17 protein-coding genes, 1 pseudogene and 1 riboswitch are annotated in these 18,107 nt (G+C 46.6%); of the genes and pseudogenes, 9 read left to right on the forward strand and 9 right to left on the reverse strand.

Annotated features, from left to right (window positions below; all coding sequences use genetic code 11):
• Positions 1-83 precede the first annotated feature (83 nt).
• Positions 84-671, reverse strand: a complete 588-nt coding sequence (locus AM231_RS02360; protein WP_054401199.1) for a hypothetical protein — start codon at positions 669-671, stop codon at positions 84-86.
• A gap of 338 nt (positions 672-1,009) precedes the next feature.
• Here AM231_RS02360 and AM231_RS02365 point away from each other — a divergent pair.
• The 4 genes and pseudogenes from AM231_RS02365 (at position 1,010) to AM231_RS02380 (ending at position 7,414) form a co-directional block, all read left to right on the forward strand.
• A pseudogene (locus tag AM231_RS02365) lies at positions 1,010-2,457 on the forward strand (SulP family inorganic anion transporter).
• A gap of 206 nt (positions 2,458-2,663) precedes the next feature.
• A complete protein-coding gene (locus tag AM231_RS02370) occupies positions 2,664-4,568 on the forward strand; it encodes a sensor histidine kinase (protein ID WP_242615052.1) in 1,905 nt (634 codons plus the stop codon).
• Between the two features lie 147 nt (positions 4,569-4,715).
• Positions 4,716-6,605: a sensor histidine kinase gene (locus AM231_RS02375; protein WP_207383524.1), complete on the forward strand. Its 1,890-nt coding sequence runs from the start codon at positions 4,716-4,718 to the stop codon at positions 6,603-6,605.
• A gap of 134 nt (positions 6,606-6,739) precedes the next feature.
• A complete protein-coding gene (locus tag AM231_RS02380; RefSeq protein ID WP_054401202.1) occupies positions 6,740-7,414 on the forward strand; it encodes a general stress protein in 675 nt (224 codons plus the stop codon).
• A gap of 95 nt (positions 7,415-7,509) precedes the next feature.
• Here the strand turns inward: AM231_RS02380 and AM231_RS29395 are convergent, their stop codons facing one another.
• On the reverse strand, positions 7,510-7,806 hold the full coding sequence (locus AM231_RS29395; RefSeq protein WP_054401203.1) for a hypothetical protein: 297 nt from the start codon (positions 7,804-7,806) through the stop codon (positions 7,510-7,512).
• 215 nt (positions 7,807-8,021) lie between these two features.
• On the reverse strand, positions 8,022-9,131 hold the full coding sequence (locus tag AM231_RS02390) for a GNAT family N-acetyltransferase (RefSeq protein WP_054401204.1): 1,110 nt from the start codon (positions 9,129-9,131) through the stop codon (positions 8,022-8,024).
• Positions 9,132-9,351: 220 nt separating this feature from the next.
• On the opposite strand from AM231_RS02390, the gene AM231_RS02395 reads away from it, so the two are divergent.
• From AM231_RS02395 to AM231_RS02405, 3 genes are all read left to right on the forward strand, one after another.
• Complete coding sequence (locus tag AM231_RS02395) at positions 9,352-10,800, forward strand: potassium/proton antiporter (RefSeq protein WP_054401205.1); 1,449 nt, start codon at positions 9,352-9,354, stop codon at positions 10,798-10,800.
• A 207-nt stretch (positions 10,801-11,007) separates the two neighbouring features.
• Positions 11,008-11,481: a Dps family protein gene (locus tag AM231_RS02400; protein WP_053489485.1), complete on the forward strand. Its 474-nt coding sequence runs from the start codon at positions 11,008-11,010 to the stop codon at positions 11,479-11,481.
• 175 nt (positions 11,482-11,656) lie between these two features.
• The gene (locus AM231_RS02405; protein ID WP_054401206.1) at positions 11,657-12,547 is read left to right on the forward strand and encodes an EcsC family protein; all 891 of its coding nucleotides are present in this window, start codon (positions 11,657-11,659) and stop codon (positions 12,545-12,547) included.
• 89 nt (positions 12,548-12,636) lie between these two features.
• Here AM231_RS02405 and queF read toward each other — a convergent pair whose 3' ends face one another.
• The 6 genes from queF to AM231_RS02435 form a co-directional block, all read right to left on the reverse strand.
• Positions 12,637-13,134 (reverse strand): preQ(1) synthase, encoded by a 498-nt coding sequence (gene queF / locus AM231_RS02410; protein WP_054401207.1) that lies wholly within the window; start codon positions 13,132-13,134, stop codon positions 12,637-12,639.
• 77 nt (positions 13,135-13,211) lie between these two features.
• Positions 13,212-14,006 carry a 7-carboxy-7-deazaguanine synthase QueE gene (gene queE / locus AM231_RS02415; RefSeq protein ID WP_053489482.1) on the reverse strand — a complete coding sequence of 265 codons (795 nt, stop codon included), beginning with the start codon at positions 14,004-14,006 and terminating at the stop codon, positions 13,212-13,214.
• Positions 13,999-14,490, reverse strand: coding sequence for a 6-carboxytetrahydropterin synthase QueD (gene queD, locus AM231_RS02420; RefSeq protein WP_054401208.1), 492 nt, complete (start codon positions 14,488-14,490; stop codon positions 13,999-14,001). The genes queE and queD overlap by 8 nt, the downstream gene beginning before the upstream one ends.
• Complete coding sequence (gene queC, locus AM231_RS02425; RefSeq protein ID WP_054401209.1) at positions 14,487-15,164, reverse strand: 7-cyano-7-deazaguanine synthase QueC; 678 nt, start codon at positions 15,162-15,164, stop codon at positions 14,487-14,489. The genes queD and queC overlap by 4 nt, the downstream gene beginning before the upstream one ends.
• Positions 15,165-15,300: 136 nt before the next feature.
• A riboswitch (PreQ1 riboswitch) is annotated at positions 15,301-15,338 on the reverse strand.
• Positions 15,339-15,439: 101 nt separating this feature from the next.
• Positions 15,440-16,144 carry an AIM24 family protein gene (locus AM231_RS02430; RefSeq protein WP_053489479.1) on the reverse strand — a complete coding sequence of 235 codons (705 nt, stop codon included), beginning with the start codon at positions 16,142-16,144 and terminating at the stop codon, positions 15,440-15,442.
• Between the two features lie 53 nt (positions 16,145-16,197).
• On the reverse strand, positions 16,198-16,650 hold the full coding sequence (locus AM231_RS02435; protein WP_053489478.1) for a YhgE/Pip domain-containing protein: 453 nt from the start codon (positions 16,648-16,650) through the stop codon (positions 16,198-16,200).
• Positions 16,651-16,887: 237 nt separating this feature from the next.
• Between AM231_RS02435 and AM231_RS28945 the strand changes: the two genes are divergently transcribed.
• On the forward strand, positions 16,888-17,028 hold the full coding sequence (locus tag AM231_RS28945; RefSeq protein WP_207383622.1) for a hypothetical protein: 141 nt from the start codon (positions 16,888-16,890) through the stop codon (positions 17,026-17,028).
• 239 nt (positions 17,029-17,267) lie between these two features.
• Positions 17,268-18,005, forward strand: a complete 738-nt coding sequence (locus tag AM231_RS02440; protein ID WP_054401210.1) for a hypothetical protein — start codon at positions 17,268-17,270, stop codon at positions 18,003-18,005.
• Positions 18,006-18,107 lie beyond the last annotated feature (102 nt).

The raw sequence follows: 18,107 nt of genomic DNA on the forward strand, positions 1-18,107 counted from the left end.
GATTCGTACATGGAGCGTCTTCTAACAGCAAGAAGGGGGCCTACCGCAAGATCTAAGATCTTTTGGGACAGCCCCTTTGACGATTAATATTCTTCCTCGTCACCATGACTGCCGTTTAATAGATCAGTTCCATGCATTTGATCGGTTGGGGGAGCGGCGGGGTCTACCGGGCTATTCGCTGAAATAGCATCTGCATCCGGAACATCCTCCAGCGGCTTATAATCGCCTTCAGCTGGAGAGTAGTTTGTAAAAATGTCCTGGTTTAAAAAGGCAGTTCCACTGCCGGTTATTGCAGCATCGGTAGCAACACGTTGATCCGGCTCGCCTGCATACTCATTAATGATCTCGTCTCCCGGACGAGAAAGGGGCGCCCCTTCGATAGCCCGCCATTCGCGATCTGTTGCGTCATCGGCAATCTGATGAATGCCGACTTCCTCACCTGATTGGCCAAGCTGGGAACGGTCCTCTGGCCGCGCATCTGCTGGGGCTGCTGTATCTTGGTTGTAGGCGATATGATCAGCCTCCTCGCTGCTAAGGCTTTGCTCAGTATACGTATTAACATCTCTCAGGTCATCCTGTGGAATCAGATCGGTGTCCTCTAATTTCCGCTTGGCTTCGAATTCCAAATATGTCAGATCTGCCAGTGTATTACGGTTGTTTTCGTCTCGCATACTGCTCATCTCCCTTCCTTTAATACAAAAAAGTTTTCTATACTTCGACTTTACCCCCTCAATCAAGAATGAATCCTGATATCCGAGGTTATAAGAAACCATGCAAGTTTTATCCTTCCCTGTACATCTGCATATTATGAAATGTTTGTCATAGAAAAACCGACGATAAATGAGATATATATGTGAAAATAAATGATTTTATGGGTTCTATCCGGTATATTGAACAATGATATTTTGAAATGATCCCGTTATAATCGAAAAAGTGACTTAACGGACCGGGACAATTCTGAGAGTGGATTGTCACAATACTAACAATAGAACAGGAAGTGATCAGAACTTTGTTTCAATGGATTAAACAAGGCTTCTTTGGCAACTCGCGTAAAGACATTCTTTCAGGACTGACGGTAGCGTTTGCTCTCATTCCCGAAGCGATCGCGTTCTCGATTATGGCGGGCGTCGATCCGATGGTGGGGCTCTACGCTTCCTTCGTGATTGCAGTCAGTATTTCATTCTTCGGCGGCCGTCCGGGGATGATCTCCGCCGCTACAGGGGCCATGGCGTCCTTAATGGGACCTCTCGTTGCTGCGCATGGGATTGAATATTTGTTTGCGGCAACGATTATGACGGGAATTTTACAATGGTTAATGGGGAAGCTCAAATTCGGGCGCTTCATCACATTTGTTCCGCAGCCGGTCATAACCGGATTCGTAAACTCGCTGGCCATCATTATTTTTATGGCCCAGCTCCCGAATTTCAAAGGGGAATCATGGCAGATGTACTTGATGGTAATCGGAACCCTGCTCATTATTTACTTATTTCCATTGATAACCAAAGCGGTTCCATCGGCACTGGTTGCTATCATCGTAATGACCGTCATTGCGTATGGTTTAAAACCCCAGTTCAGACGGTAGGGGATATGGGTAACATTACACAGGCTCTTCCATTCTTTCATATTCCCGATGTAAACATCAGCGTGGATATGATAATGACCATATTGCCGATTTCTCTTGCTCTTGCGGTTGTAGGAATGACAGAATCTCTATTGACGGCTTCGCTAGTGGATGAGTTGACCGAGACCGATAGTGATAAAAGTCGAGAAATTCGCGGCCAAGGTATTGCTAATATAATCACTGGATTCTTTGGCGGTATGGCGGGATGCGCTATGATTGGACAGACCGTAATTAATGTGAAATCGGGCGGTCGGACCCGGTTGTCGACCCTGGTAGCCGGTGTCTTCCTACTGTTTCTTATCATTGTGCTCGGGGATGTCGTTAAACAAATTCCGATGGCTGCTCTTGTTGGTGTTATGTTTATGGTGTCCATCGGCACGTTCGATTGGGGATCGCTTCGCACGCTTCACCGTGTGCCGTTAGGTGACGCGCTCGTCATGTTGGCAACGGTAATCATCGTTGTTGCGACGCATAATCTGGCTATCGGCGTTATGGTTGGTATCGTGTTATGTGCATTGAACTTCGGCTGGAAAATAGCAAGAATTCATGCCGTGCCGCATGTACAGCCAAACGGATCAAAGGTTTACGTGATCCAAGGTCCGTTATTTTTCGGGACAATGATGAAATTCGTGTCATTGTTTGACGTGGCTGAGGATCCGGCACGTGTCGTGATTGATTTTTCCAGCTCTCATGTATGGGACCAATCTGCCATGACTGCTATTTCCAAGGTAATCACCAAGTATAGGGAAGTGGGCAAAGATATTACGCTGATAGGGTTGAATGACGAGAGTCAGCGGATGGTGGATCAACTCGGTTTGCTCTCAAGCTCATCATAAATTGTATAGAGAGATTGGTTAAAACCTTAGGGTTAAGGCCAATCTCTTTTTCTATTACCTCGAAGTGATAAAATTTAACAAACAACATAAGGGTTTCATGTTATATTGATTGTGAAAGAGCACGAAGTTTGTCGAATTATCTGACGGAGAGGAATGGGAGTTGCAATTGACTATATACGGTTAGAGGTGCTGACTAGATGAAGGGTATGATTAAATACATACTTCTGCTTCTGCTGGTCGTGCCGCTACTGCTTGTATCGACCATATCAATGGGCAAATCGGATGCGAGGAATGTTCAAACCGTGATATCCGATTGGCAGTTTATGTGGGATGACCAACCAGGGGCTTTGATATCCCCGACGATTGTCAGGGATAGAGAGAAGGAAGAATGGTTGACAGGAGCACAGGAGAAGGAGAGATCCCTAAATTCTGACGGGGTAAATTCAGCATGGAATCGTTTTACCTTGCCTGCTCTCCCTTGGAAACATTCAGCCATTATGATTAATCACGTTAAAGGGCAGAACGTTTTGGCGTTTTTGGATGATGAGCCGGTATTTGAAGCCAAGCGAGATTATGGGTATACGAATCATGCTCTGCTCATCCCTGTTCATCCGGAGGATGCCGGGAAGACCGTGTACGTTTGGACAAATGGAACTCATCATATGCCTGGCATTCAAGGCGAGGTTATTCTCGGTGACTATGAGCATTTACAAAGGGTCTTTATTAAGAATGATATGAAAGATTTCATATTGGGCTGCTCATTTTTCATCATTGCGGTGGTTATGTTATTCTGCTGTTTATTCCTTCCAAAGTATACCGTATCCAGCTGGCTGTCTTTAAGCGTAGTTATCTTGGCCAGTGGTACTTTGCTTATTACGTATTCACCGTTCCTGTATACCTTTTACGAGGATTTGGGAAAATTATGGGTGTCATTGTTTGATATATCTCTCTTTGCCGTATTACCAGCGCTGTATTACTATTTCGAGAACATATATGGGCCTGGGCCATATCGTCTCCTTCGCTATTGCCGAAGATTTCAAGTGGCCTACTCCGGAGTTTGCCTGCTCTTCCTTGTTGTGAATATATTCGCCCCACAATCTGTTTACGAAATGTATTATTTTGTTTCGGTTAAATTTCTCGGTATCCTGATTATCCTGGAACTGCTGTTGTTGATCGGAATCACGATTCTGTATGCTTCCAAACGGAACATGGATGCTTATATTTTCTCCGTGGGATTCGGTATGATGGCAGTAGCGACGGTGGGTGACTTGCTTACCTTTTATTATCGCGGCGGCCATTATGTTTTTGTTCTGTGGAAGTGGGGCCTTGTTGCAATGATGGTGTCCCTGATCGTCATGCTCGGACGCAAATTTGTCCGCAGTCATGAGCAAGTTCTGACATATTCCCGAAAGCTTGAGATGTTCAATGATGAACTTCAGCGATCGGAGAAGTTGGAGGTCATTAGTGAGCTGGCCGCATCTGTTACCCATGAGGTCCGCAATCCACTGCAAGTGACACGGGGGTTTATGCAATTATTGTCTGAAAACTCCAAGGATAAGGATAGGGAGTACTTTAACCTGGCGCTAAAAGAGCTGGACCGAGCCTCTGGAATCATCACCGATTTCCTTACTTTTGCCAAGCCTGAAATGGAGCATGAGACCAGGTTGAATGTGGGTGACGAGCTGAAGCATGTGAGAGGCATCCTGCAGCCTCTGGCGAATCTTAGCGGTGGGACGATCGAACTGGAACTGACTCAGGATTTATTCATGATCGGTAATTCTTCAAAACTGAAGCAAGCGATGATTAATATCGTCAAGAATAGCATTGAGGCTCTGGATGGAGAAGGACTGGTTCGGATATGGGCTTACGCGAGAAACGGAGAAATTATCATTCATATCAAAGACAATGGTATTGGCATGGATGATGAGGATCTTGCAAGACTGGGGGAAGCCTACTTCTCTAAAAAATCCAAAGGGACGGGCCTCGGCCTCATGGTTACCTTCCGGATTATTGAAGCCATGCAAGGGAGCATTAACTTTTATAGCAAAAAAGGGAGCGGTACCGAGGTGGTTATTTGCTTTCCATCTATCATGTCCACGAAATCTGAATAGATCTACATAAAGGGAGATGCCGCTGCGTCTCCCTTTATTGCATTATTAGAAAATTTATCATTTTTACGGAATTTAGAAGGTAGAAGGTTTTGCAACATCGAATAACAGAGTAAGAGTTCAACCCATTATAATGTTTGAGGTGCGTCAATGAGGTCTGGATGGAGAATCGCCGTGTTCCTGATCATCGTTATTGCTTTAAGCCAGGGGTACCCCAGGCATGTCTTTGCAATTGAAGAAATGGCAGCCCGGTCAGCGATTACGGAGTGGAGCATCCTCTGGTCTGAATCCAAGATGATCCCCGACCATGTCCCTGCCCAAGGGGAAGGCTGGATGGAAAATTCTGCACAAACCTATGAGCCTTTTAAGCCGTATGGCAAGCCAAGCATCTGGATTCAGATGAAGATTCCCGAGATTAATTCAGCATCTCCGGGTCTTCTGATTGATAAGCTGCAAGGAAAACAAGTTGCAGTTTATGCAGATCATGTGAAGATTTATGAATCTACCCGAACGTACAATTATGAGTTGAACTACATTTTACTGCCGCTGCATAAGGAATTGCTTGGTAAGGATCTGCATATCTGGCTTGAAACCCCAAAGGATCATGTGAACGTCGAAGGGAAAATCTTTGTCGGGGAATATCATGATCTGCTGAACCGGTTTGTTAAGTCGAACATGGCGGATATCATTCTCGGCAGCGCCTTCATATTTATTGCTATGTCGATGATGATCTGTGCTTTCTTTCTTAACAGGAAGTATGTGTACGCCGTACTGTCGTTATCGTTCGTCATTTTATCGGTTGGTATATTAATTTTTACATACTCTCCTTTTCTTTATACGATTTTTAATGAGTACGGAAATCTTTATACTCTTTTGTATGACTGTTCCTTATTTGTTTTTATGCCTTCCATTATTCTCTTTTTTGAGATCATATTCGGATCGGGCTGGAGGGGAATCATACGAACAGTTCGTAAGATCCAGATCGCCTACTCTCTGTTCTGCGTGCTCTTGATGCTTGTCAATCAATGGACTTCGAATCAATGGTTCGATGTGTATTATTTCTTCTCGGTTCAAGTGATGGGGATTGCCATAGCCATTCAATTCTTATTGCTGATCGGGAGCTCCTTATATTATGCCGTTAAGGGGAATAAGGACGCCGTTATTTTTAATGCTGGCTTTGCCGTGTTCGCTATGATTAGCCTAGGGGAGCTGCTGCAATATATTATATCTCGGGGCAGCTACAATCTCTTTCTCTGGAAGTGGGGAGTCGTTAGCTTTATTATTGCACTCGTCATCATTCTTGGCCGGCATTTTGCCAACAACCACAAACAGATTCTGCAATACTCCAAGGAGCTTGAGATGTTCAACAATGAGCTGCAGCGTTCAGAGAAAATGGAAATTATCAGTGAGCTTGCGGCTTCGGTTGCCCATGAGGTTCGTAACCCGCTGCAAGTAACACGAGGTTTCCTGCAGCTTCTTACTGGCAAAGCCCAGACAGCTGAACGCCAATATTTGGAGCTGGCTCTGGTAGAATTGGACCGGGCATCCGGCATTATTACAGATTTCTTAACCTTTGCCAAACCCGAAGTCGGCAAGGATACGGTGTTATCAGTTTCTGAGGAATTTAAGCATATTGAGGGTATACTTGGCCCGTTAGCTCACCTGCAAGGTGGCAAGATTACCGTCGATATTCCAGAGAATATTATGATTCGGGGCAATTCCTCGAAGTTCAAACAAGCCTTCATCAACATTGTTAAGAACAGTATTGAGGCACTCGGCGAAGAGGGAAAGGTTCATATTCGCTGTTATCGTCAACAGAATCAGGTGTTTATTCATGTTGTGGATAATGGAGAGGGGATGGGGCCGGAGGTGCTGGCTCGGCTTGGAGAGCCCTATTTCTCCAATAAAACGAAGGGAACCGGCCTTGGGCTGATGGTTACCTTTCGAATCATCGAGGCCATGGATGGAGATATCTATTTTACGAGTAAACAAGGAGTGGGGACGGATGCCGTCATTACACTTCCCGCAGCTGGCGAATAATCCGCCAAGCTGCGGGAGGGGATGACTTGCCATCGTCCTTATTTTTTTCTTCGCTTTGTTTGATAAGGGATGCTGGCGTTTAAGTTTAGAATGTACTGTGATCTATGAAAATGACCAAGTAGGAGGTAATTCATATGACTCAGAAAATTGTAGGAGCTTTTCGAACGGAGAATGAGGCAACTCGAGCCATCGAGGAACTGAAGCAGCAAGGATTTAGAGCAGATGAAATCTCGGTTATTGCCAAGGACCGCGACGAATCTTCCCATATCCAGGATGAAACAGGAACAAAAGCGCCTGAAGGATTGGCTTCTGGAGCGGCAACAGGTGGTGTGCTGGGCGGTGTAACAGGTTTGTTGGCTGGTCTTGGTGCGCTGGCTATTCCAGGCGTAGGACCGATAATCGCTGCAGGACCGATTGCAGCAACCCTCACCGGAGCAGCAGTGGGTGCAGGTGCTGGCGGACTGGTCGGAGGCTTGATCGGTCTGGGCATACCTGAGGAGCAGGCAGAGGAGTATGGTGGCTACGTGAATGAAGGCCATATTCTTGTTATGGTGGATGCGGATAAATCCAATGGCGGCCGGGTTTATGATATATTCCGGAATAATAGCGCGCTCAATGAACATCATTATCGTGAAGAGGGTACTTATGCCAGCACGGGTACGCCGATAGATTCGCGTTCAGAAGCAGCTGCGGCCACCGAGGATGCGGTCCCAGATCCTAATCTGTATCAGGGATATGGTGACGGACACGGAGGCTCGGTGAGTCCTGGGCGTGATGGTCTGGACCAGAACGATCCACTAAAAAGATGATAATGCGGTATTCATAAATGAAGAGATCATGAACAAACCGCCCGGGAATGTACCGGGCGGTTTGTTCATGATCGATATTCTTGCTTTACGAAGTTTTACTGGAACACTTGACTACCGTTTGTTGCGTTGTCCCTGTCTGCTTCCCGACCCATGTCCGGGACCTCCAGGTCCGCCCGGATGTCCAGGACCTGGTCCATGTCCATGTCCGCCTGGCTGCCATGGACCGTGTCCATGGCCAGGCCCGCCCGGATGCCATGGTCCGTGTCCATGGCCGTATCCAGGATATACAGGGTACCCTGGGTAGTACGGAGGGAATGGGTAGATCGGATAGAATGGCGGGTAGTATGGATATGGATAGGAGGGGTAACCCGGATATAGACCGGGAATGCCAAGATTTGTTTGGGTTTGAAGCCCTCTTTTCGGGTAATGACTCAAGCCACGCACCTCTTTCTCTCAGATGGTTACTTCATTCTATGTAGGATCGGGAAGAAGGGCACTCATCTAATTCGAAATAGGCAAACGGCCAAGGGTATAACAAAGTCAGCAGGCAAAGGAACGCGGGCTTTCAAGCAGAAAACCGCATTAGCCTATGGCTCTCCATTTTGCATTAAATATACTGGAGACCTGCCGTGTATGGAAGCGGGATCGGATCAAATATTATGCTGCCATTAGCACGGTAGGGAGATTCAGGATCAAACAAGATGGAGAGCAGTCCCTCATCATCCAGCTGTAATGTTTCATCGTTTAAGGTAAGGCGATAGGGACCGTGCGGGCCATCTGCTTGAATCAGCCCCTCTGGAAGTAGGGGAGACAGTTGATGAAGCAGCTGCGAGCCGCTTACCAAATACATGGTTCCATCGTTCCGGATATATTCAGGCAGGATTCCCGTAGATTGGATAAGTGCAGCAAGCTCCCTATCCTGCCATGGAAGGGGAACGGTCAGCTCCGCAAGATTGTACGCTGTGATTGCTTCGGCTATCAATTGCGCTGCCGCTTCCGGACTTCCTCCCCACTCTACCAAGGTGGCTTCTCTTGAAGGAGCCATCACGGTTCCAGGGACGGCAATGATGGCAAAAGCGGTCAACGCACCATTTTCCTCAGCGACCAAGACTTGCTGCTCCAGGCGGATAACATTGGAGTATGCGCTTGCATCCAGCAGTTTGTTAAGCTCAGAAGCCGTTGAAGCATATCTTGCTTCCCGATGCTCCATCAGCTTGTGAAGCTGGAACAGATCCTGGGGCTGCATGGTTCGGATATTGACCTGTTTTTCAGTTGTCGTCCGCAGGGGCTCAGCAACATCCGGGGATAATCGGAAACGGAGAGCGCGTCCGAACAAGCGACTGCCTGCTCGTGTATACAGCGATCTTCCGCCGGAGATGAGGATTAGGGATGCGCCTGAAGCCTCCCCATGAAGAAAACATTGCTCCAAGAGATTCCCTGCGAGTCGTTGGCCCCGGTAATCCGGATCCGTACAGACAGAGCCGATGGAATATATATTTAATTCAGCGCCGCGGGTGTTGATGGTGAAAGGAACAAATCCCATGAAGGATACCAGTTTGTCTTGATCCCAGGCACCGTAGGAATGGCTGATTCCGGGTGAAAATATCGTGGGAAAGGAGATTCCCATAGACGGTTGTTCCGGCTGCTTTAGAAAAATACGGTTGGACAGCTCTACAGCTTGTGGCAATTGCTCGCTTTTCATGATAGAGATATGCATTGCGTTGTGGCCTCCTTATGTATGTGCTTGCTACCAGTATAAAGTCATTCGGCTCAGAATTTCCAGTAAACGCTATCTTATTTTACAGCGGTTTATAACGTACTCTAATTCATACCCGTTGCAGAGTTGGCAGATACCGTGCAGTACAGGCTTGTTCAGATATGCGAAAAAGCGGCCTTTTTCGGGTAATACTAAATGAATGAGTCTAAACAGAGGAGGGATGAGCTTGCCAAATTTTATCGATTCTATCATTTTACTGTGCGGAGCCTTGCTTCTGACAGGTGTATTGACCACCAAATTTTCATCCCGGTTCGGCATGCCTGCCCTGGTTCTGTTTATTGCGATCGGAATGATTCTCAGCCGCTTCATTTATTATGACAATGCGGAGCTCACGCAGCTGGTGGGTATCTTCGCTTTGATTGTTATTTTGTTTCAGGGCGGCATGCAAACCGATTTTAAGGAAATTAAGCCGGTATTGGGTCCAGCTATATCCCTTGCGACAATCGGCGTCCTGCTAACCACAACAGTTGTGGGAATATGTGCAACTTATATTTTGAATATTTCTTTAAAAGAAGGGCTGCTGATTGGCGCCATTGTCGGTTCTACGGATGCTGCAGCGGTTTTCTCAGTACTTGGAGGGACGAATCTGAAGAAGCGGATTCGTATGACACTGGAAGCGGAGTCGGGTAGTAATGATCCGATGGCCGTATTTCTGACAGTATCTATCATTGAATGGATCGAAAAACCCGAAATCAATTGGTTTAGCCTGCTGCTCTCCTTCATCATGGAGATGGGACTTGGACTCGTGATTGGAGTTCTGATTGGGATGCTGGCTGTATATGTGATCAACCGCATTAACTTTGATTCCTCAGGTTTGTACCCCGTAATGGCTTTAGGTTTTGCCGTGATGAGTTATGCGGCAGCAGCTTGGCTTGGTGCCAGCGGATTGCTGGCGGTCTACGTGATGGCTCTGGTTCTTGGCAATGCGGAGCTAACGTACCGCAAGACGATACAAGCATTCAACCAAGGATTTGCCTGGATGATGCAGATAGCCATGTTTGTGCTGCTCGGACTTCTTGTTTTCCCTAATGAGTTGTCCAAGGTGGTATGGCAGGGCCTTCTGATGTCCCTGATCCTTATATTTGTTGCCCGCCCCATCGGCGTGTTCTGCAGTCTGTTGTTTACCAAATTTGCCGTTCGGGAGAAAATACTGATCTCCTGGGCAGGCCTTCGCGGCGCTGTACCGATCGTGCTGGCTACATATCCTGTTCTGGCGGGCATTAAGCATGGTGAATTATTCTTTAATGTTGCGTTCTTTGTTGTCTTAACCTCGGCGGTAATTCAGGGCACGACCATCTCCCCTCTAACGCAAAAGCTGTCGCTTATAGAGAAGGACAGATCCAAAACCCCGTCCTTATTAGAGCTCATGGCACTCGGAAAAGCGGATACAGAGATCAACCATGTACTTGTAAATGACGATATGTCCATTATCGGTAAGGAGATACAGCAGCTCAATCTGCCGGATGATATTCTGTTTACGGCCATCATTCGAGAGAAAAGAATCATTACACCGAGAGGGAACACAATTATTGAAGCAGGAGACACGCTCTATGTAATGAATCCGAAGAAAAAGCGAAAAGACATGAAGAATATCCTGGGATTAACATAAGAATGGCTGGGCTTTACAGCTATATGATGCCTGTCATAGCGAATGAGTGTATGAATAAAATATGATGGGTATAAATATGAGGAAATTTCTTCATCCTATCTTCATCTGATGCCATACGATTTCCTTTGCAAATTAGACAGCATTCTGGTATGATTAATACAAGGATTTAGAATAAGTCTAAATACAAAATAGAAGGAGACGATATAGATGAACAATGTAACCCATCATGCCCAAGAAACGACAACGGATGGACTTCAGCAGATTTTGAATAAGCAGGTTGCCAACTGGAGCTTGCTTGGTGTGAAGCTGCACCATTATCACTGGTTCGTCACAGGCCCGCAGTTCTATGTATTGCATGAGAAATTTGAGGAGTTCTACAACACAGCGGCTGATTATGTGGATGAATTGGCAGAGCGCTTGTTGGCCATAGGCGGTAAACCTGCAGCTAGTATGGCTCAATATCTGAAGCTTGCTACCATCGAGGAGGCTTCTGATGAGAAGACAGCGGAGCAAATGGTCAAACAGCTCGTTGCTGATTTCGAGCAGCTTGCCGGCGAGATGAAGGCAGGTATTGAAGCTGCAGGTCAAGAAGGAGACGACGCTACAGCCGATCTGCTGACCGGTATGGTAAGCGATGTTGAGAAGCATGCCTGGATGTTGAATGCATTCCTGGGTAAATAAGTGGTATTTCATTTCCGAATGTAAGAGAGGGAGATCGACCTGACTAAGGTTGATCTCTTTTTTGGTTATCCATGAGTTGCAGGTCGTACTGTTGAGTTATAAATTTAGTGCGTCGTTCTTCTGTGACAAACGTATATACATGTAGTTCTGATTTAGAGACAGAGGAGTAGTGAGGATGACAGGGATGGAATCACGACAACAGCTGGAATTACAGCTTCAGGAGATTTTGAAATGGGAGAAAGAGCAGAAGGACGTCATGTTTTGGGAAAAGCTCGGACGAATACCGTTTATGCTGCTGGATCGTCTCACGCCCAAGGCTGTTCAAGAAAAAATCGGAAGTGCTCTAAACGAGGTAGGCGGATTTATTCAGAGCGGCGGCAAGCATTTGGTGCGTGAACAATCGGTTATGAACATCCTAGCTAAGGTAGCAGAGGGAGAAGGAAGAGATGTTGATACGAATCCTTCCGTAACCCAAAGCATCCAAGGAGACCTGGAAACATCGACGGAGAATTCCACGCTTACTTTGGCATCCGCTGCGAAATTGCCTCTTCAAGTTATGGATACTGCAGCAGATGCACTGACGGTAAAGCGGGTCAAATTCGCTGCAGCACAGGGAGCGGCAACAGGAATCGGTGGCGTATTTACGATCGCTGCTGATCTGCCAATGGTGCTCGGTCAATCGCTTAAGGTGCTGCAGGAAATGGCGCTTTGTTACGGGTATGATCCGAACGATTCCCGGGAACGGGTGTTTATCGTCAAATGCTTGCAGTTCGCTTCTGCTGATATTGTGGGTAAAAAAGCAGTCCTTGAGGAGCTCGCCAATATTGACGATGAACAAGCAACGGAGCAGGTATTCTCGCAGCTGCAAGGCTGGCGGGAAGTGGTTCAGTCTTATACCGATAACTTTGGGATGAAAAAGCTGTTTCAGCTCATTCCAATCGCTGGGGTCGTATTTGGTTCAATCAGCAATAAAGGGACTATAAGCGATGTAGCCGAAACGGGGAAAATGCTGTACAAGAAGCGGCGTCTCCAATACCGGCTTCGGAATATGGAATATCCCCTGTAATTGAAAAATCGATAGTACAAAAAAAAGGGCCGCCCATTGATGAGGCAACCCTTTTTTTGAATTAACGCTAAATATATCCATGCAAATTTTTATCGATTATCCACTTTCTCAGGATACAAGTCATGGTTCATCAGACGGTTGGCAGCGATCTCTTCATACTTCGTTCCAGGACGACCGTAATTGCAGTAAGGATCAATGGAAATGCCGCCGCGAGGTGTGAATTTGCCCCATACCTCGATATATCTTGGGTCCATCAATTTGATGAGATCATTCATAATAATATTAACGCAATCCTCATGGAAGTCCCCATGGTTGCGGAAGCTGAACAGGTACAATTTCAGGGACTTGCTCTCTACCATTTTAATATCCGGAATATAGCTTATATAGATGGTTGCGAAGTCCGGCTGGCCTGTGATGGGACACAAGCTTGTAAATTCAGGACAGTTGAACTTGACGAAGTAATCCCGGTAGGGATGCTTGTTGTCAAAGCTCTCCAGAATGCCTGGGTCATATTCGAATGTGTAAGTCGTGCCTTGATTGCCAAGCAGGGTAACGTCTTCCATTTCTTCTTTTTGTCTGCCACTCATGCTTCATAACTCCTTTATCAATCTATATTAATAAGTCCTTGGTCGTTTCGGTCGTTTTCATTGGTGCTTCGACAAAACTAAACTCCGCGCTTATTTCCCCAAACGAGAGTGTGTAATTGCGGCAGGATACGCACATCGTTCAATCGATCGGATTGCATGACAGCATCGACAAGCTGCTCATATCGACCCAGCAGATGGGAGACAAGCTCCGTCGTATTGCCTGTGCCTACATCGGGGTTGCCTGTTTGCAAATAAAAAGGCACGTTTGGATATCGCTCATGAACGGTCTCAGCATAGGTTAAATCTTTATCATCGAATATTACCACTTTGAGGCTGTAAGTCCTCCCGGGAGGACGAGCCGATAAGCGGGAGACGATATCATCGAGCTTACCCCAGTCCGTATCCATGCCCGAGCTTGGTGGTTTGGGGGAAATGGTGACCTCATCAATATCATTCAACCAATCCTGCCAGCGCGAGCCCTGTGTCTCCACGGCAACGGTAATACCGTGCCGATGCAGCTCATCCACGAGCGTTCCAAGTTGGGAAAGAAGAGCCGGGTTGCCACCAGACAGCGTAACGTGATCAAAGCGTTCTCCGCCCAGGCGGTACAGCTCCTGCCAAATCTCCTCTGCGTTCATAAGCGAGATGGTATCCTTAGCGGAACCGTCCCACGTAAACGCGGAATCGCACCAGGAACAGCGATAATCACAGCCCGCCGTACGAACGAACATCGTTTTGCGGCCAACGACCATCCCTTCGCCTTGGACGGTTGGACCGAAGATCTCCATCACGGGAATCGGACGTTCCACCGTTAGGGTGGGAGACGAATCACGGACATTCTCGTTAGCAGGCGTTACATGCGTATTATTCATGGATCATCCACTCCCGTCTGACCTCGGCATAGCTGGTTGGTGTCTCGAACAAGCGGACGAATTCCGTTCGTGCGCCTTGCTGTTCATGGCATTCTCTACTGCTGAGAGCCTCCTCCATTTTTTCAAACAGCCAGACCACCATGTTTTCTGCAGTCGTATTCATTGGCGGCAGGGTCTCGTTCAAATAGCGATGATCCAAATAGGGTTCGATTTCCGTTTTCCAGCAATCCTTAATGTCTCCAAAATCGATGGTGATGCCGACTTCATTCGGGATACCGCTGATGCCAAAGACCACTTTGTACGTGTGGCCATGCAGGTTTTTGCATTTTCCTTCGTAGCAATGCAGGTGGTGCGCAGCATCAAAGGTAAACTCTTTGGAAACCAGTACCCGCTTTCGGTGGTAACGCAGGCTTGAAGCATCGATGTCCTCGCCAAGCTTCTGCAGATGCTCTACAATGCGAAAAGCCCCAGGCTCACGGCTCATACGAGACGCCCCCCTTCGGTCATGCGGTTACGGCGCTGCAAATATTTGTCGAGTCCCGCTTTTCTCAGCTTGCAGGCTGGACATTCTCCACAGCCATCTCCCTTGATGCCGTTATAGCAGGTCAACGTATGATCACGAACGTATTCGAGGGCATTCATCTGGTCGGCGAGCTCCCAGGTTTCCGACTTGTCGAGCCACATGAGCGGGGTATGAATGACAAATGGATAATCCATCGCCAGGTTCAGCGTAACGTTTAGCGATTTAATGAAGCTGTCCCGGCAATCGGGATATCCGCTGAAATCCGTCTCACATACGCCTGTAATCAAATGTTTAGCTCCGATACCCTTAGCCAGAACAGCGGCAAAACTGAGAAACAGCAAGTTCCGTCCTTCCACGAAGGTCGTCGGCATGCCTTCACCTTCGGCGATCTCAATATCGCTGCGCGTGAGCGCATTGGGCGCCAGCTGGTTAAGCAGGCTCATATCAAGCACCGTTTGCTTTACGCCCTGCTCTTTGGCAATTTGGGCCGCGCATTCTATTTCAAGTTTATGGCGTTGGCCATAATCGAATGTTACCGTCTGGACTTCGGCGAAGCGTTCCTTCGCCCAGAAGAGGCAGGTGGTACTATCTTGACCACCACTGAAAACGACGACTGCTTTTTCATCTTTAAGCATAAAAAAACCTCTCATCCTTCATAAATTAAGAGCAGCCTGATAGGGCTGATCCCGTAGAAGAAAGAGAAGTTCATTGAACTGAGTCCGTAAAAAAACAAGCCTTATTCTTAGGATGCGATGCATCGAACAAGACACGATAGTTTTTTATAGAGGGAGTTCACGAACCTCTCCCATACACCGTAATGGGTGAATGGATTGTCTTCTGTTGTCTAGTGACCACATAGACCGTTTATCGGCTGCAGTCTCATAATTTACTCCATTATAGCACGGCATGGTTATTTGATAAACACTCCGCCGAAGGGAATTGCTTCCCGAAGAAAACGCTTGATGATTCCCTCGTCGTTTAATTCGTTCACGAGCCGTTGATTCTGGCGTCCTGCTTGAAACAGCACATAACCGTCACCGGTCAGCTTCCAGTGATAGTTCATATGTTGGCTGGCCAGATGATTGCCGTATACGGTCAGGTCAAGCTTAGCGGCTTCGGGGTACGCAATGATACTTCCGGCATCAACGTACAGCGGCTCGGTAGGATGCAGTTTGACTTTGCAAACCGGGCCCTGCGTTAGAATACCAATGCTTCCTTTGCCGGAAAACTTCATTTTGACGGCATCCCGGGTGACCAGCATATTTTTGATTTTTAGAATCCGTGTCTGCATAGTGACATGCTGAGTATAAAAGAAAACATGCCGAAAATCATAAAGCATATCCTGCTCGCCTTCAAGCTGAATCTCATGCATGCTAAAGCCGACAGGAAGCGCAGCCGTGAATTGACTGGGCCCTGTAATGTCCGCTCGGATCAGCTTTTTCTTGCGGTAGATGCCTTTTACATTCATGAGGCGGTCACTGCGACCCGAAGAGGGACCACGATAAGCTACGATCTGTTCTGGATGAAGAATATGGACCGTGTCCCCATCAGTCAAGGAGAACGTAACCGCCTGACCTGCCCCGCTGCCAACTGCATCTTCCATCCGAATAATCATGGGCACGCCTCCCTTTGTCTATATGAATGATATCGATTGGAAAAGAGCTTGTCCTATTTTATACGGTTAGTCCTCCGCATGCCGAAGCGCAGGAGACGAATAATGACAAAATATCCGACAGCCAAAGCCACAGCGGTGATTGCTATCGTCTTCAGACGATCCGCCCCTCGTTTTCTTACGGCATCAGCTTCCTGAAGCTGATGCACCATTTGGTTTAGCTGCTGATTCTGTTCTGCCAAATTGGAGTTTTGTTCTGCCAATGTTCCGTTTTGCTCGAGCAGACGTTCAGCATCATTCTTGACTCTATCAAGTTCTTGCAAAGCCTGGTTGTAGTTGTTCTTGAGCTGATTAATTTCATCAGGGAGACTGGAAAATTGCTCAATACTATCATACAAATTGTTAAAATAGTTGGCGCTGGCGGTCCGTCCACCGGCAGGCAACGCGATCCCGGCCACTAGCAGAATAAGAGAAAGACGAATCAGCTTGGTTTTTGTCGGCTTATGCATGAGGGATCACCACCATTCGAATATTGATAGTAAATACGTATCAGATTCCGACAGGTTTCTATTACTATACTTTACCCAAAATCGGGAGGGAAGTGAACCATTAGAAGACTGACTGTTTAACGTTCGCAAAGAGAGGGTAATGTAATGAAGTCAGCCCGCTTCAACCATCCAAACGAAACGATCATATACATGAGTTAACAGATAAAAGGAGATACGATGATGATGAAAGAGAATAATATGAAAAAAATTATGATTACTGTGAATGGAAAGCCTGTAGGGGACGGCCTATGGATTGATAAAGTGACTTACGCACCGATTCAACGTACGGATCGCTTTACGGGGGATTCGAAGTCCCATCCGGCTGCAGTAGTTGGTTAATATTGTTTGAATATACAGCTCGAAGCTAAGAATCCGAAGAAATACTTCGGGTTCTTTTTTATGTTTAGGAGCTTTTGAAGAATCTATTAGGGCTCATGAGTTTGGTTATAAAAAAAACGCTGGAAATATGACGTTTAATGGAAGAAAAAGTTACAAATTAATACAATACTACTCTATACTAGATTGTAACGAAATCTTAATATACATAAATCAAAACAAAAGAAAAGGAGTTTGAAGAAATGGCATTTTGTACGCATTGTGGAAGTGAATTAAAGGAAGGAGTTGCACATCAATGCAAGGATGGACTTACAGCTAGCCATACGGAAGCAGCGGCATCCATGGAGCCGGAGCCTGAATCGGAGCGCAGTGCACCGTTGCCGACTGGACCTGCGAATGCTAAAACGTCCTCAAGCGTTCAGTTTGATGGACAAGTGCTGCTTAATTTATTGAGAAATCCGATGAATGCTTTGAATCTGCAAGGCGATCAGACCGGATTGATTTATGGCCTGATTGGTATCATCTCAAGCATCATTGGTTTCTGGTTGTTCGGACTCGGAGTTAGGCATCTTTTTTATTCGGGCTGGGGCATTATGTCATTAGTCGGCGGCAATATCGGTCTAGGCAGCAGTTCGCTTTTACTGGGGCTGTTTTCCACGGTTATCTTGTTGGGATCATTCTGGTTCACAGGGAATATGATAACGAAGAAAAAACTCGATATTAAAGATTTCATTGCGAAAATAGGATCATTTCAGCTTCTATTTGGAGTAGTGCTGATCGTAAGCGGTCTGCTTAGTTTTATGTCACTAAAGCTGGCATTCCTCGTCTTGATATTTGCTCTGTTAGCAGCATTAGCAGCAAATAGCGCAGTTGTCATTCAGTTGTATCAGGTAAGTTCAAACCAGCTGATCAAATTTATAGGCATGGCAATAGGAATTTATACAGTACTGCTCGCCATAGTCTACAATGTATTATTATAATCACATTAAAAAGACCACAGCTTATATGGTCAAGACCCCATTTAATAGACATTGAAAAAAGACCCTAGGCTATAAACTGCTTCCGGAACTCTACCGGAGGCA

Source organism: Paenibacillus solani, from assembly GCF_001277345.1.
In the GTDB taxonomy this organism is placed as follows: Bacteria; Bacillota; Bacilli; order Paenibacillales; family Paenibacillaceae; genus Paenibacillus_AQ; species Paenibacillus_AQ solani.